This window comes from Butyricicoccus pullicaecorum (assembly GCF_002160355.1).
Lineage (GTDB): Bacteria > Bacillota > Clostridia > Oscillospirales > Butyricicoccaceae > Butyricicoccus > Butyricicoccus pullicaecorum.
Map to the genome: position 1 here is coordinate 35,914 of NZ_NFKK01000010.1, position 14,522 is coordinate 50,435.

Annotated in this window: 15 protein-coding genes; 2 read left to right on the forward strand and 13 right to left on the reverse strand. The window is 56.4% G+C overall.

Features of this window, described 5'->3' with window-relative positions; translation table 11 throughout:
* The first annotated feature begins 21 nt into the window (after positions 1-21).
* Positions 22-2,130 carry a heavy metal translocating P-type ATPase gene (locus B5F17_RS09140; RefSeq protein WP_087373252.1) on the forward strand — a complete coding sequence of 703 codons (2,109 nt, stop codon included), beginning with the start codon at positions 22-24 and terminating at the stop codon, positions 2,128-2,130.
* A 59-nt stretch (positions 2,131-2,189) separates the two neighbouring features.
* Here B5F17_RS09140 and B5F17_RS09145 read toward each other — a convergent pair whose 3' ends face one another.
* From B5F17_RS09145 to B5F17_RS09165, 5 genes are all read right to left on the reverse strand, one after another.
* Positions 2,190-2,840: an MgtC/SapB family protein gene (locus B5F17_RS09145; RefSeq protein ID WP_087373254.1), complete on the reverse strand. Its 651-nt coding sequence runs from the start codon at positions 2,838-2,840 to the stop codon at positions 2,190-2,192.
* 24 nt (positions 2,841-2,864) lie between these two features.
* Positions 2,865-3,824: a CehA/McbA family metallohydrolase gene (locus B5F17_RS09150; protein ID WP_087373257.1), complete on the reverse strand. Its 960-nt coding sequence runs from the start codon at positions 3,822-3,824 to the stop codon at positions 2,865-2,867.
* Positions 3,821-4,282, reverse strand: a complete 462-nt coding sequence (locus tag B5F17_RS09155) for a hypothetical protein (RefSeq protein ID WP_016147079.1) — start codon at positions 4,280-4,282, stop codon at positions 3,821-3,823. Before B5F17_RS09155 ends, B5F17_RS09150 begins: the two co-directional genes overlap by 4 nt.
* 6 nt (positions 4,283-4,288) lie before the next feature.
* Positions 4,289-5,284 (reverse strand): ComEC/Rec2 family competence protein, encoded by a 996-nt coding sequence (locus B5F17_RS09160; RefSeq protein ID WP_087373261.1) that lies wholly within the window; start codon positions 5,282-5,284, stop codon positions 4,289-4,291.
* Between the two features lie 91 nt (positions 5,285-5,375).
* A complete protein-coding gene (locus tag B5F17_RS09165; protein ID WP_143287720.1) occupies positions 5,376-6,893 on the reverse strand; it encodes a sodium:solute symporter family protein in 1,518 nt (505 codons plus the stop codon).
* 283 nt (positions 6,894-7,176) lie between these two features.
* On the opposite strand from B5F17_RS09165, the gene B5F17_RS09170 reads away from it, so the two are divergent.
* On the forward strand, positions 7,177-7,896 hold the full coding sequence (locus B5F17_RS09170) for a GntR family transcriptional regulator (protein WP_087373268.1): 720 nt from the start codon (positions 7,177-7,179) through the stop codon (positions 7,894-7,896).
* Positions 7,897-7,961: 65 nt separating this feature from the next.
* On the opposite strand, the gene recQ is transcribed toward B5F17_RS09170, so the two are convergent.
* From recQ to hisI, 8 genes are all read right to left on the reverse strand, one after another.
* Positions 7,962-9,806 carry a DNA helicase RecQ gene (gene recQ / locus B5F17_RS09175; RefSeq protein WP_087373271.1) on the reverse strand — a complete coding sequence of 615 codons (1,845 nt, stop codon included), beginning with the start codon at positions 9,804-9,806 and terminating at the stop codon, positions 7,962-7,964.
* A 72-nt stretch (positions 9,807-9,878) separates the two neighbouring features.
* Entirely contained in the window at positions 9,879-10,892 is a 1,014-nt protein-coding gene (locus B5F17_RS09180) for a threonine aldolase family protein (RefSeq protein WP_087373274.1), read from the reverse strand.
* Positions 10,879-11,250, reverse strand: a complete 372-nt coding sequence (locus B5F17_RS09185) for a CPCC family cysteine-rich protein (RefSeq protein WP_087373277.1) — start codon at positions 11,248-11,250, stop codon at positions 10,879-10,881. The genes B5F17_RS09180 and B5F17_RS09185 overlap by 14 nt, the downstream gene beginning before the upstream one ends.
* Complete coding sequence (locus tag B5F17_RS09190) at positions 11,243-11,992, reverse strand: exodeoxyribonuclease III (protein ID WP_087373280.1); 750 nt, start codon at positions 11,990-11,992, stop codon at positions 11,243-11,245. Before B5F17_RS09190 ends, B5F17_RS09185 begins: the two co-directional genes overlap by 8 nt.
* Positions 11,993-12,002: 10 nt before the next feature.
* Positions 12,003-13,172 carry an aminotransferase class I/II-fold pyridoxal phosphate-dependent enzyme gene (locus tag B5F17_RS09195; RefSeq protein ID WP_087373284.1) on the reverse strand — a complete coding sequence of 390 codons (1,170 nt, stop codon included), beginning with the start codon at positions 13,170-13,172 and terminating at the stop codon, positions 12,003-12,005.
* A gap of 161 nt (positions 13,173-13,333) precedes the next feature.
* On the reverse strand, positions 13,334-13,807 hold the full coding sequence (locus B5F17_RS09200) for a pyridoxamine 5'-phosphate oxidase family protein (RefSeq protein WP_162608140.1): 474 nt from the start codon (positions 13,805-13,807) through the stop codon (positions 13,334-13,336).
* Positions 13,808-13,826: 19 nt separating this feature from the next.
* Positions 13,827-14,150: a phosphoribosyl-ATP diphosphatase gene (gene hisE, locus B5F17_RS09205; RefSeq protein WP_087373290.1), complete on the reverse strand. Its 324-nt coding sequence runs from the start codon at positions 14,148-14,150 to the stop codon at positions 13,827-13,829.
* Positions 14,147-14,491: a phosphoribosyl-AMP cyclohydrolase gene (hisI, locus tag B5F17_RS09210; protein ID WP_087373293.1), complete on the reverse strand. Its 345-nt coding sequence runs from the start codon at positions 14,489-14,491 to the stop codon at positions 14,147-14,149. The genes hisE and hisI overlap by 4 nt, the downstream gene beginning before the upstream one ends.
* Positions 14,492-14,522 lie beyond the last annotated feature (31 nt).

The window sequence follows — 14,522 nt, forward strand, 5'->3', positions numbered from 1 at the left end:
TTTTGCGCGAAGGAGTCACACATGAACGCAACAATTTTACACGAAAGCCGCGGACGCATCCGCCTGCGGCTCAAACAGAAGCAGATGAGTCTGCGTCAGGCCGATCTGCTGCAGGAATGGCTGGACCGCCAAAGCTGGGTACAGCAGGCGACCGTGCACGAACGCACCTGCTGTGTCATCGTGCGCTATCGCGGCACACGCGAGCAGGTCTTAGATGCCATCCGCCAATTCTCCTGGCAGCAAGCAGACCGCTCCATCACGCTCCCTGCACACAGCAGCCGACAGCTCAATCGCGATTTCGAGGAAAAACTGGTCGGCAAGGTGCTCTGCAAGGCAGCCTGTACGCTCTTCCTGCCCTCTCCCCTGCGTATCGCCCGCATCGTCTGGCAAATGATCCCCTTCCTGCGGCGCGGAATCGGCTGCATGCTGCGCAGACAGCTCAAAGTCGAGGTGCTGGACGCGCTCTCGATCGGTATTTCCGCTTTCCGCCGTGACTTCGGTACGGCTGGTGCTGTCATGTTCCTGCTTGAAGTCGGAGAACTGCTCGAAGAATGGACGCGCAAGAAGTCGGTGGAGGATCTCGCACGCTGCATGGCACTGGGCACCGACCGTGTCTGGCTGCACACACCGAACGGCGATATCCTGACCCCGATCACACAGATCGTGCCCGGCGACCAGGTCGTTATCCGTGCCGGCGGCGTGATCCCGGTCGACGGTCTGGTGCTTGAGGGCGAGGCAACCGTCAACCAGGCCTCGCTGACCGGTGAATCGATCCCGGTCGCCAAGCATGCCGGCAGTCTGGTCTATGCCGGTACGGCAGTCGAAGAAGGCGAATGTCTGGTAGAAGTCCGGCAGGCTTCCGGACAGAGCCGCTACGATCAGATCGTATCCATGATCGAGCGCTCGGAACAGATGAAGTCAGCTGCCGAAAACAAGGCCGTCCATCTCTCCGACCGTCTGGTACCCTATACCTTCGCGGGCAGCCTGCTCAGTCTGGCGCTGACCCGCAATCCCGCTCGCGCACTGTCGGTATTGATGGTCGACTTTTCCTGTGCCCTCAAGCTGGCTATGCCGCTGGCCGTCCTGTCTGCCATGCGTGAGGCTGGCAGCGAACACATCACGGTCAAGGGCGGTAAGTTTCTGGAAGCCGTCGCACAGGCTGACACCATCGTCTTTGACAAGACCGGCACCCTCACCCACGCCTGTCCGCAGGTCGCACAGGTCATCCCCTTCGGCGGTACCGACGAGCAGGAAATGCTGCGTTTGGCTGCCTGTCTGGAGGAGCACTTTCCGCACTCCATGGCGAACGCCGTGGTCGAGGAGGCCAAGCGCCGTGGCCTGACCCACGAGGAGTTCCACTCCAAGGTCGAGTATCTGGTCGCACACGGCATTGTCAGCACGGTCAACGGCGAGCGTGTCCGCATCGGCAGCGCACACTTCATCTTTGAAGATGAGGGTTGTGTCATCCCGAAGGGCGAACAGGAACGCTTCGATGCCCTGCCTGCCGCCTACTCGCATCTATATCTGGCGGTCGGTCAGCAGCTCGCCGCTGTGATCTGTATCTCCGATCCGCTGCGTGCCGAGGCACGGGATGTTCTGTCCGCGCTGCGTGCGCTGGGCATCTCTCAAACGGTCATGTTGACCGGCGACAGCCGCCGCACAGCAGCTGCCATCGCAAGCGAAGTCGGTGTGGACACCTTCCGCGCCGAGGTGCTCCCGGCAGATAAAGCACAGTTTATCGCTGAACTGCGTGCCGCCGGTCACACCGTACTCATGGTCGGTGACGGCATCAACGACTCGCCGGCACTGTCCGAGGCCGATGCCGGTATCGCCATCCGCGACGGTGCGGCCATCGCCCGCGAGATCGCAGACATCACGCTGTCCGCAGAAAGTCTGTGGGAACTGGTCAAACTCCGCCAGATCGCGGTCGGCCTGATGGCGCGCATTCGCTCCAACTATCGCTTTGTCATCGGATTCAACGGTACTCTGATCGCGCTTGGCGTTGCCGGTATCCTGTCCCCGGCTGCCTCGGCTGCGCTGCACAATCTATCGACGCTTGGCGTCAGCCTGCGCAGCATGCAGTCGCTGCCCAAGCCACAAATCGCTCTGCCCGGTACGGAAAATACCTGATTTTCACACAGCAAAAAAGCCCTGAAGCATTTCGCCTCAGGGCTTTGGCCTATTTCAAATTAAATCGCATCAATTTCAATCTGAGAGACACTCTCAATACTGGAAATCTGACGCATCAGCTCGGATGTGCTCACGTCACGCTGTTTCCATCCCAGATACAGTTCAAATCGCACCTTCATCCGCTGTGCATCATACGAACGGCAGGAAAAATTGCTGATGTTGGCTTCTTCGAGCTCCAACATGTTGCAGATTTCCTCCAGACTGCATGCCTGTTCGCTGCACAGGAGAGAAATTTCGTAGCGCGGCATTTTGAACATGCGCAGTGAGATCATAGAAACCAGAAATCCGCCAATCGCGATGGCATACTGTCCGGCACCCATGGCCAGCCCCAAGCAGGCAACCACCCACAGGGTTGCCGCCGTGGTCAGTCCACGCACCGAGCGGCCTTCCTTCATGATCGTACCGGCTCCCAGAAAGCCGATACCCGAGATGACCTGTGCGCCCAAGCGTGCCGGGTCGGAATTTGCCGTGCCGACAAACACGCCTGCGGTCTGTCCGCCGAGCAGCATGACAACCGCCGCGCCGATCGCAACCAGCATGTGGGTGCGGATGCCCGCGGGATGGTGTCTGCGTGCGCGCTCCCAGCCGATTCCACCGCCAATGCACATCGCAAGGATCAAACGCAGCGCAATTTCCAGATAGATCAACATGGCAAGCCCTCCTTTATTGACTCGTTATGCCGTCCAGATTGGATTGGTGAGCGCAATGCGCTGCTCCTCCCGTCCAAAATAACGGCCGATCAGGTCGGCGCGCAGCCAACCCTTTTGTGTCTGTACCGTGACTGTCTGTTCTGCGCATACCGGCAGCGTCTCGATGACCTCACCATTCTGTACCAGCACGATTTTCTCCGGAATGATGGCAGAGCAGTCCCAGTCATGCGGCATGGTCTGATCGTCCATGCACAGTTTGAGCGTCACATTTCCCGCCTCGGTCTGCTGTCCCGGATAGACCGGTCCCTGTGCGGTCTCCGCCTGCATGGTCAGGAGCGGTCCGGCCGCCAAACAGATGCGGCTATCCCGGATTGCCTGCAAGACGTTCTGTTCACTGAACTCATTTTCAATGCCTACATAGGTATGCGCATACGAGCGGGTATCCTCTCGGTGCCAGTCGCGTCCGCTCGTCGCGGTGATGTGGCACCCACGGTTTAACAGCTGTTCCCACAGCTCGATTGCGCGCAGGCTCTGCACCTTGCAGGGCGCGTTATCTCGCGACCATACTTCCAAAAAGTCAACCGCCTGCCAGTCGGCAATCTGGAACTCCCAATGGTAACCGGTATTGACCGGGTTGGACAGTGCAAAGGGATGGGCAATGCCCACCAAACCGCAATGGTCGTGGATGCGCTTGATGGCCTCATCGATCATGTCCGGCGTAACGCCGCGCCAGTCGGTATATGTATATTCTCCCAGCACCAGCATATGTCCCCAGTAGGTCGTCCACTCGATGCCATGTACACCGGTCAGTCCACTTTTTGCGATCACTGCATTGAATTCAGTCGTGCCTGACTTGGTATTATGGTCGGTCAGCGCAACACCGGCAAAGCCGCGCGCCTTGGCAGCTTGTACCAGCTGTGTCGGGGTAAAATCACCGTCGCTGTGCTCGGTATGGGTATGCAGTTCAACAGGATACCATTTCACGCGTCCTCACTCCCTTCTACACGCAGATAGCCCTCGCACACCTGAGACAGAATCTCATGGATGTGCAGCATGCCCGCCCAGGTGCCTTCCATCGCGCACGGCGGCTCAAACCCGCGCGAAGCGTGTTTGGTGGTCAGAATATGCACCTGCTCGGTCTGCCACCGATGTGCATTGCCCAGATATACGCCGTCCCGTTCGAGCGACAGCGTGATCAGGTTCTTGATCGGAAAAAACTGCTCGGACTGCATGGGCTGAATGTCCCGCGGGTAACGGTCGTAGTAGCGCGTGAGTGCGCGCTCGACTGCCATCTCGCACCGCTCGGGCTGCTGTTCCGCACCCGGCGAAAAGGTAAAGGTAATCAGCAGTCGTTTGATGTTTGATGGGCAGCAAAATGCAAACGGGATGTCCCGTCTGGTATCCTCCGGTGTCCAATTATAATGCCGTTCGTATAAAATCATCGGCGATCATAAACTCCCTTCTGAAAAATAAGCATCCGCAGCGGCTCCCGGACAGCAGCGCAGTGCGCACGGCATCCGGTCATCCTGCGTCCCAAACGCATTTTCCAGCAGACCGGTTGTGTAAATCTGTGCCGGTCGGTTGCGTGCGTTCAGGTATTCCCGCGCACGCAGGCACACTGCGTCACAGGCACTGTTGAAGGTTCGGGCGGCATCGGCGCACATGACAAAGATCTCCGGGTCGCATGCATCGACCAGGCTTTGCGGCAGACCGTCCTTTTGTCCATGGTGGGTCAATTTGAGCACTTGGGCACGCGGGAAATCGGTCTTTGCGCAGCGTTCATCCCAACCGCTGCACAGGTCTCCGGTCAAAAAGGCTTTCCAGCCGTCCGCAGTCTGCAGACAGCATGCCAGACTGCACTGGTTTTCCGTACTGTCAAACGCCCGCATCTGCGTGAGCTGGCGTTCCGGGTCGGTCTCGGCACAAAATTCCGCAAACTGGCGGCGGCGTTCCTCCATACGGGTTTTGTCCATGCCGAACAGGCGAATGGAAAGTCCGTCCCATAATGGTTCAAAGCTGTCAGTCGCTGTGCGCTCGATCATGGTCGTTCTCTGTGCGTGCAGGCAGGCGACAAGTGCCTCCCAGTGGCGCAGACCTTCGGCAAACAGCCGCATGCTCAGGTCGTGATCGCAGACCGGTTCGGCTGTCCGTACTGCCGCTGCCGGACTGTCTGCGTGCAGGCAGTTACACCAGAATGTATCCACCGGAAACTGCCGCGCAACCTCCAGCAGACCGCTGACATGGTCGTTATGAACGTGTGTGCAGATCATGCAGTCGATGCGCTCGACCTGCTTTTCCTTTAAAAAGGTAACAGCCGGAATGGTGCCGGGCTGTGTGTAAGCCACATCGTCCACGCCCGGGCCGCCATCAATCAGCAAGCAATGCGCTCCATCCAGTACCACCATTGCCTCGCCGTAGCCAACGCTCAAAAAATAAAGCTCCATGTTTTACCTCCCTGTCTATTGTTGCCAAAAACGGGCAGTTTGTCAACTGCCCGTTTTTGTTTATGTCTGCTTTTTTGTAACTTTGAATCGCTTATCGAATGGATGCGGTCTTTTCCTGGTTGCGCTCTGCGATAACCAGTGCAACACGCTCTTCCTCGGTGTGTACCGGAGGCGGCGTCATCAGGCTGACAATCACGCCAACGATCAGGGTAACGATGGTAACCGGCAGTGCGGGACCTGCGAAGATACCGACCAGCCAGCTCTGGAACGGTGCAATGGTCAGATAGCACACGCCGAACAGAATGCCGCTTGCCATGGTAGCGACGCCGCCCTGCCAGGTTGCACGCTTCCAGAAGCGGCCAACCAGCAGTGCAACTGCCATACCGGGCGTAAACGAACCGATTACGTTATTGATGTAACCCATGATATCGCTTGCGAAGATGGTCATGCAGAATGCACCGACCAGCATGATAACCAGAATGATACGCGAATACTTCGGAATCTCTTCATCCTCGACCGGCTTCTTGAAGATCAGTGCGTAAACATCGGTCAGGAAGGTGGTGACACCGGCGATGGCGTCGGAGTCTGCCGAAGACATGATTGCGGACAGGCCGGCAATCAGGCAAATCAGACCGATTGCGGGCGGGAATACCGTGGTTGCCATGTACGCAAAGGTGAAATCAGGATTGTTCAGAACCGCTTCTGCACCGTTCTGGGTTGCGATGGTGAAACCGGACATACCAACGATTGCGGGCAGAATGGAGAAACAGCCAACGACTGCTGCCGCGATCAGGATTGCCTTACGTGCGGTTGCCGGAGACTTCGCAGTGTAGACGCGCATGTGTGCGGTCGGGCCTGCCATTGCGCCGTAGTAGGAAGCCAGTGCAACAGCCAGTACACCGAATACACCCTTAGAGCCCAGGCCGAATGCCGTCATCGCACCCGGATTGCCAGCTGCTTCATAGGTTGCACGGATGGTCTCATAGCCGCCTGCGGCCGGGATTGCCAGAATGGCAATCAGAACGAAACCGCCGAACAGCAGGATTGCTTGAATGGCGTCCGTCCATACAACTGCCATATAACCGCCAACGAAGACATATACGCCAAATGCCAAAACCGTAATGATCTTCGCCGGGATCATATCCATACCGATGAGGTATGCCAGATAGTTTGCACCGCCGTTGATGGCGCTGCCGACCCAGACAATGGAGACGATGAAAATAACAACCGACATGAACTTTCTCATGTACGGGCTGCCGTCATAGTAGAACTGAAGTTCCTCACACAGGGTACGGAACTTAAACTTACGCACATGCGAAAAACAGAATGCAACCGTGATCAGACCGATTGCGTTTGCCAGCGGGTAAACCGCGCCCAGCCAGCCATCGCGGAAACCGTTTGCGGTCGCACCAACCGAGGTACCGGTGCCAACTGCTGTTGCTGCCGCCGTGCAGATCAGCAGAAGCAGGCCGACGTTTCGTCCGCCCATAAGGTAATCCTCACCCTTTGTGCTGCCCTTGCGGCTGGTCAGGTAAGCAATGAGTATCATCAAAGCGATGTACACAAAGAATCCCACCACAAACAGCGCGACATACTTGTTTGAGATCATGCTTTTTTCCTCACTTTCTTCCAAAAGTTTCTCTCTGCTCCTAATAGTCGTATAGACCTCTTAATCATTTTATACCACTTCGCAGATAAGTTGTAAAGACCTCTTTCGCATTTTCATTGTTTATTCCAGATACACACCGTAATTTTTGTATAATATGACAATATATGACTATATTTTTACACCTTACCCCCTTGAAAATTTACTTTAACCGACATATAATGAACTAAGTTTTATTCCCTTTTGCATCCTCATATCGCGATCCATCTCAAGGAGGGCCACATTCATGAAACCCAAATCTTCTGCTTTATGTGCAAAAGAGGCATTTTTGGCGCTCTATCATGCAGGAGAATTTTTACCCGGGCACAAGCTGCCCTCGGAACTGCAAATGGCACAGCGTCTTGGGGTCAGCCGCGAAACCTGGCGCAAGGCACTCGGTCTGCTGCGCAGCGACGGCCTGATCGTCTCCCGCCACGGTTCGGGCACCTACCTGCTCGATCGTCCCCGCCGCATTTCTAACGATCTGTCCCAGCTGCAAAGTATGGGTGCTATGATCGAAAATGCCGGTATTGTGGAAGAAAAATCCGATATTACCTGCTCGATTGCACCGGCTCCGGCCGATGTGTCCGAGTTTTTCAACACGCCCGCGGATGAACCCTTCTTCATCCTGCAGCGCGTGCGTCACGCCGAAGTCGGCATTATCTCGGCCAGCTTGGGTTATCTGCCCTGCCAATACACCGATCAGATTGACCCCGCGCATCCGCCGCACTCGCTGTTCTCCTATCTCGAGGACACCGGCGGCGTGTCGATCAGCCGCGCGTTCACCGAGCTCTTTATCCCGCCTGAGGACGATCCGCTGCGTGCCCTGCTCCATCTGCCCGCGCACTATGATGCCTTTGGATTCCGTCAGTTTCATTACGATTCGCGCGGCAATCCCCTGCTCTACTCGCTCGACTACTTACGCGCTGACTTGTTCCACTTCACAATCATGCGCACCCGTCCATAACAACAAAAAGGTAGACAATCTGGACCTGTTCCAGCCGTCTACCTTTTTTCTTTTGCAATTTTATATTACGGTCTATCGCCCTGCTGCCTGCGCCGGTAAGCCGAGATACTGTCCACAAAGGCTTGACCGTATCGCTTGGCCTTGTGCGCCGCAACACCCGGAATGTCCCCCAGTTCGTCCACCGTGCGCGGCATGCGCTTGCACATCTCACGCAGTACCGTTATGGGAAAAATCGAGAAGGACGGCACACCCGCACGCTTGGCCAATCGGTCACAGGTTTGCTCAAGCACCTTGAGCAAGCTCTCGTCGACCGGTCCCATGGCATCCCCCAGATGTACCGGCACTGCGCGCACGCCCTTGGGTGATTTGACCGAAAATGGCAAGCGTTTTTTGATGATATCTCCAGATTTTGCACTCAGCTGTACAATCGGACGTTCCTCCGCACGGCAGGTCAGATAGCCCTGTGCGATGAGGCAGTCCAGAATGTAGCGGATATGGTACACCGACTCACCGCGCATAATGCCGAAGGTCGACAGGTTTTCCAGCCCGCTCTGCTGCACCCGCTCGGTCGTCTGACCCTGCAAAATCTCAATCAAAAACCGCTTTCCGACCGTCCGGCCACGCTGATTGAGTCGAAAAACGCACGAGACAATCTTCTGTGCGTCCACAGTCGCGTCCTTCCACGCCCAGTGCGTGCCGCAGTTGCCGCAGCCGCCACAGTAGGACGGAGAAGACTCGCCGAAATAGTGCAGCATAGTCTGCCGCAGGCAGTCGGTGGTCTGGCAGTACCAGCGCATTTTGCGCAATCGATCAAGATCACGCTGCAAGGCAGTCTGGCGCGCCTCCTCGTCCAGATCATCGGACAAATCCCGGCTGTTTTCGATCAGAAACCGGCACAGACGCACGTCCGACTCGCTCGCATACAGAATACAGTCGGCCATCTCCCCATCACGTCCCGCGCGTCCGGCCTCCTGATAGTAGCTTTCCAAGTCCTGCGGCATGTTGTAATGGATGACATAGGACACGTTGGGCTTGTCGATGCCCATGCCAAAAGCGTTGGTCGCCACCATGATGCGCTTGCGGTCATAGAGAAAATCTTCCTGCGCAGTTTGACGGGTCTCGGCATCCAGTCCGGCGTGATAGCGTGCCGCAGCAAAGCCCCGGCTGTGCAGAATGCCGTACACGTCATCAACCAGCTTGCGGGTCAGACAATAGACGATGCCGCTCTGCTCTCTTCTTCCGGCCAGTTCCGCAATCAATGCCGACTTTTTATCGGCTGGATGGTGGACAAAAAAGCGCAGATTGGGACGGTCAAAGCCGGATACCAATAGAAACGGGTCTTGCAGACCGAGCAGCCGGATGATATCCCCACGCACCCGCTCGGTGGCCGTCGCCGTGAACGCACAGACCGGCGGTCGTTCGGGCAAAATCTGCAAAAATTCCGTGATGCGCAGATAACTTGGGCGAAAATCCTGTCCCCACTGGGACACGCAATGCGCCTCGTCCACCGCAATCAGCGACAGTCGCACCCGCTGGCACAGGGCTTGCAAACTAGGTGTTTGCAGGCGTTCGGGCGCGACATAGAGCAGCTTGTACTTGCCCTGCGCGGTCTCTCGCAGAATGCGTGTGCGCTCTTCGACCGGCTGGGCACTGGTCAGACAGGCCGCTGGAATGCCTGCCTGACACAGGGTGCGCACTTGGTCACGCATGAGCGAAATCAAAGGCGAGATGACCAATGCAAGCCCGGGACGCATGAGTGCCGGTATCTGATAACACACCGATTTACCCGCACCGGTTGGCATAACGCCCAGAACATCCTGTCCGGCCAGAATGCGCATAACCAAGGGTTTTTGATTGTCTCGAAATGTATCGTATCCAAAAAATTGTTTGAGCACAGCTTCCGGCTGCATTGGTCTTCCCTCCTTTCGTTGGTCAAAAAAATCAGCCGTCCGATCTCCGAACGGCTGGTTTTCATGCTTCTATTACAGCAGCGCGAGCATCGCATCGACATCCTCTGCCTTGGTCGCCCACGAGGTGACAAAGCGTACGACGTCATGGGTTGCGTCCCAGTTCTTGGTGAACTCAAATGCGGCTTCGGTGGTCAGCTCAAAGATCTGATCCTTGTCCAGCACGGCAAACACCTGGTTGGTCGTGGACGGATAGGCCAGCTCGTAGCCCTTTGCGATCAGTCCGTCGCGCAGGCGTGCAGCCATGGCATTGGCGTGACGGCCAAGGGTGAAGTACAGGTCACCGGTGAACAGGCCCTCGAACTGCATGCCCAGCAGCCAGCCCTTGGCCAGCATTGCACCGCGGTTCTTAATCATGTAGCGGAAATCGGGCTTGAGTGCGTCGTTGACCAGCACCAGCGCCTCGCCAAACAGTGCACCATTCTTGGTGCCGCCGATGTAGAATGCATCGCACAGGCGGTGCAGGTCGGCAGGGATAAGGTCGCAGTCCTCCGCGGTCATACCGCTGGCCAGACGCGCGCCGTCGAGATACAAGAGCAGGTTCTGACGGTCGCAGACTGCGCGCAGTGCTTCCAGCTCGTGACGGGTGTAAACCGTACCGACTTCGGTAGACTGCGAAATGTAAACCATGCGCGGTTTGACCATGTGCTCGTCCGGGTGGCTGCGTACCACCGACAGCACGTCTGCCGGGGTCAGCTTGCCGTCCTCCTTGGGCACGGTCAGCACCTTGTGACCGGTGCTCTCGATCGCCCCGGTCTCGTGCACGTTGATATGTCCGGTGTCTGCACAGATCACTGCCTCGTAGGGACGCAGCGTGGACGCAATCATGGTCAGATTGGTCTGGGTGCCGCCTACCAGAAAATGTACATCGGCCGACGGGCAGCCAAAACGCTCACGAATCATAGCTGCTGCGTGTGCGCAGTACTCGTCCATTCCGTATCCGATGACCGGCGTGAGGTTATTCTGCCGCATAGCCTCCAAAATCGTCGGATGTGCACCCTCACTGTAATCATTTCTAAAATTCAGCATCGTTCGTTTCTTCTCCTTCTATCAGCATCGCCGGATCACTCCAGCCAAATGTCCGAAAGTTCAGCTGTGCTTCCAGCAGGCTCAGGCCGTGATTGCAAGCGCTCGGCTCCCATTCATCCTGCAACATTGCATCGACCTGCCAGCCGCAAATCGGACACACAAAGCCCATTCCGCCCTCGGGTACCGTGTCCATACCGCACACCGCGCACGGTGTCAGCGGCAGTCCAGTGATCGGATCGCAGGCAGGTTCGTCCTCATCGTGCTCCTCCGGCCACCGGGCTGCAAAATCCGGTCGGTCATAGGGATCGGGGGTCTCTATCTGTTCCCCGTACCAATACCATTCTGTCTCGTCATGCAAGTTCAATCACCACCGGGCAGTGATCGCTGCCGAACACATCGGTCAAAATGCGTGCGTCCTTGACGCGGTCGATGAACCGCTCGGACACCAAAAAGTAGTCAATACGCCAACCTGCGTTTTTCTCTCTCGCCTTGAACCGATAGCTCCACCACGAGTACACGCCCTCTACCTCGGGATAGAAATGGCGGAAGGTATCGACAAAGCCAGCGTCCAGCAGTTCGGTCATTTTTGCGCGTTCTTCATCGGTAAAACCAGCGTTTTTACGGTTGGTCTTGGGATTTTTGAGGTCGATTTCCTTGTGCGCGACATTCATATCGCCGCAGACAATGACCGGCTTTTTCTGGTCCAGTGCCTGCAAATATGCGCGGAAGTCGTCCTCCCAGGTCATGCGATAATCCAGACGTTTCAGGCCATCCTGCGAGTTCGGAACATAGACGGTCACGAGGTAAAATTCCGGATACTCAGCCGTGATGACGCGGCCTTCGTGGTCGTGCACATCGATGCCGATATCATAGGTGACCGTAATCGGCTCGGTCTTGGAAAAAATCGCAGTACCCGAGTAACCCTTCTTATCTGCCGAGTTCCAATAATCATAATAGCCCTCAACTTCGGGTGCCTGCTCGGGCTGGAGCTTGGTCTCCTGCAAGCACATCATGTCGGGCTGCTCACGTTCGAGAAATTCAAAAAAGCCCTTGCCTACGCATGCGCGCAGGCCGTTGACGTTCCAGGAAATCAGTTTCATTTTATTCTCCTTATGCGCGGTTCAAAATACCGCTATCCTTAATACGGCGGACAGCTTCCTCCATGCGTGCGGGCGGTACGACGAGTGCAAAGCGCACATAGCCCTCGCCTTGCTCGCCAAAACTCAGACCGGGTACGCAGATGACACCGGTCTTGTCCATCAGGTCGAGTACAAACTCTGCCGAAGTCGCGTAGCCCTCCGGAATCTTGGCCCAGACGAACATGCTGCCCTTGGAATCGGGTACGTCCCAACCGATGCTGCGCAGACCACCGCACAGCGCATCACGGCGTGCCTGATAGCCCGAGCGGTTGCGCTCGACGATATCCTGCGGGCCGTTCAGCGCGGCCACCGCACCAGCCTGTGCCGGGTAGAACATACCATAGTCAATCTGCGAGCGGAAGTCGTGGAAACGACGGATGACATCGCGATTGCCAACGGCAAACGAGACGCGCATGCCGGTCAGGTTGTAGGTCTTGGACAGCGAGTTGAACTCGATGCCGACATCCATCGCGCCCGGAATGGACAGGAAGGACAGTCCCTGACCGCCATCCATGACCAGATCGGAATATGCATTATCGTGCAGCACAATCAGGTCGTGCTTCTTGGCGTATTCGACCAGCTTGACATAGAAGTCACGGTCAGCCACGGCGGTGGTGGGGTTGTTCGGATAGGATACGACGATCATCTTGGCACGGTCAGCTACATCGTCCGGAATATCGGCAAAGTCCAGAATCCAGCCCTTCTCTGCGTAGAGCGGATACAGACCCAGCTCAGCACCGGTCATCATGGGGCCAAAGGTAAAGATCGGGTAACCCGGATCGGGTGCGAGCACCAGATCGCCCGGGCCGGCAAACGGGAACGCAACATGCGCGATGCCCTCCTGCGATCCCGAAACCGACATAATCTGGTCGGCATCCAGCTTGACATCGTAGCGGCGTGCGTACCAATCCTGTACGGCCTGGATGAGCTCCGGAGTGTCGTTCATGGAGTACTTATAGTTCTCCGGATCGGTTGCCGCCTGTGCGACCGCCTGCATGACATGTGCATCCGGCTGAAAATCGGGTGTACCGATGGACAGATTGATGACATCCACACCGCGCGCGGCAAGCTCGCGCTTTTTGTCGTCGAGCTGGTTAAAAATATTCGATTCGGTATCTTGTCCGAATTTGATGTATCTCATGTATCAAACACTTCGCTTTCTAATGCAGTCATAGAAATTATAATACAGAATGCTGCTTGATGCAAACCGTATTCGCATTTTTTGCCGAAAAATCGCACGCAAAAAGAGCAGCCGGTCGAGCTGCTCTGTCTGTAACCGCGACATAAGCGGTCACGCAATATTTAATGCCGTTTTGCGGTCAGCTGTTCGGTGCGCACACGTAGCACAGCGGTCTTTCCCATCCATCGAGGATCGAATTTCCAGTCCTGATCGCCTGCGACGTGCTGCATCAGGCAGCGCAAACCGGCTTCCTTTTCCTCGTCCGAGGCGATCAGCTCACACCGTCCTGTTCCGATGACCGAGGCGTACCGGTTGGTGTAGGTGCAGGCGTCGTCCGCCTTCCCTTCCAGCACATAATCGCAGTCCATTTCGAAACAGACACGCGCGTCTTTGGCCAGAAGATCGAGTTTGCGTCCAGACTGCGCGCTGTGCAGGTAGAATACCGGCTGTTCTCCGCTCCAAGTGTAGCCAAAGTTCAGCGGTACGACATAGGGCACGCCGTCCTCGCCATTCATAGCCAGACGGCACACCTTGCAGGCGCGCAAAATCTCCTCGATGGCCTCGCGCTCTTTGACCTCTCGTTCCTTGCGTCTCATAAAGTCCTCTTTCGGGTGATCAGGTGTTGTGGTCGGAGACGTGGAACTGCTTGAGGTTGCCGATCTTAGCTGCACGGACGTCCATTTCCTTGCAGACATCCTCGAGCGTCACGCCGCACTCGTTCATCATCACCATCATGTGATAGAATACGTCGTTGATCTCACCAATCAGCTCGGTCTTATCGCCATTTTTGGCCGCGATAATGGTCTCGGCGCACTCCTCGCCCACCTTCTTGAGGATTTTGTCCAGTCCCTTGTCAAACAGGTAGCAGGTATAGGAGCCTTCCATCGGCTGCGCACGGCGCTGCGCAATGACCGCTTCCATCTGTTCAAATGCGTTCATTGATTCTCGTCCTTTCGCTCATCTTTTTCCCAAAGGGTCGTAAAGAAGCAGGTGCGGTTGCCGGTATGGCACACCGGACCGCACGGTCTGCCCAGATAAATCAGGGTATCGTCGTCGCAGTCGGATAAAATGCGCTCGACGTAAATAAAATTGCCCGAGGTTTCGCCCTTGTTCCACAGTTTCTGGCGGGAACGGGAGAAAAACCAAGCCGTTCCGGTCTGCATGGTGCGCGCGAGTGCTTCTTCATTGGCATAGCCCAGCATGAGCACCTCACCGTTTGCGCTGTCCTGACAGATCACCGGAATCAGCGGTGCTTTGACAAAAAATTTGCTTAAATCCATGATTGTTCCCTTCTTTGAATGCCGGAATCGG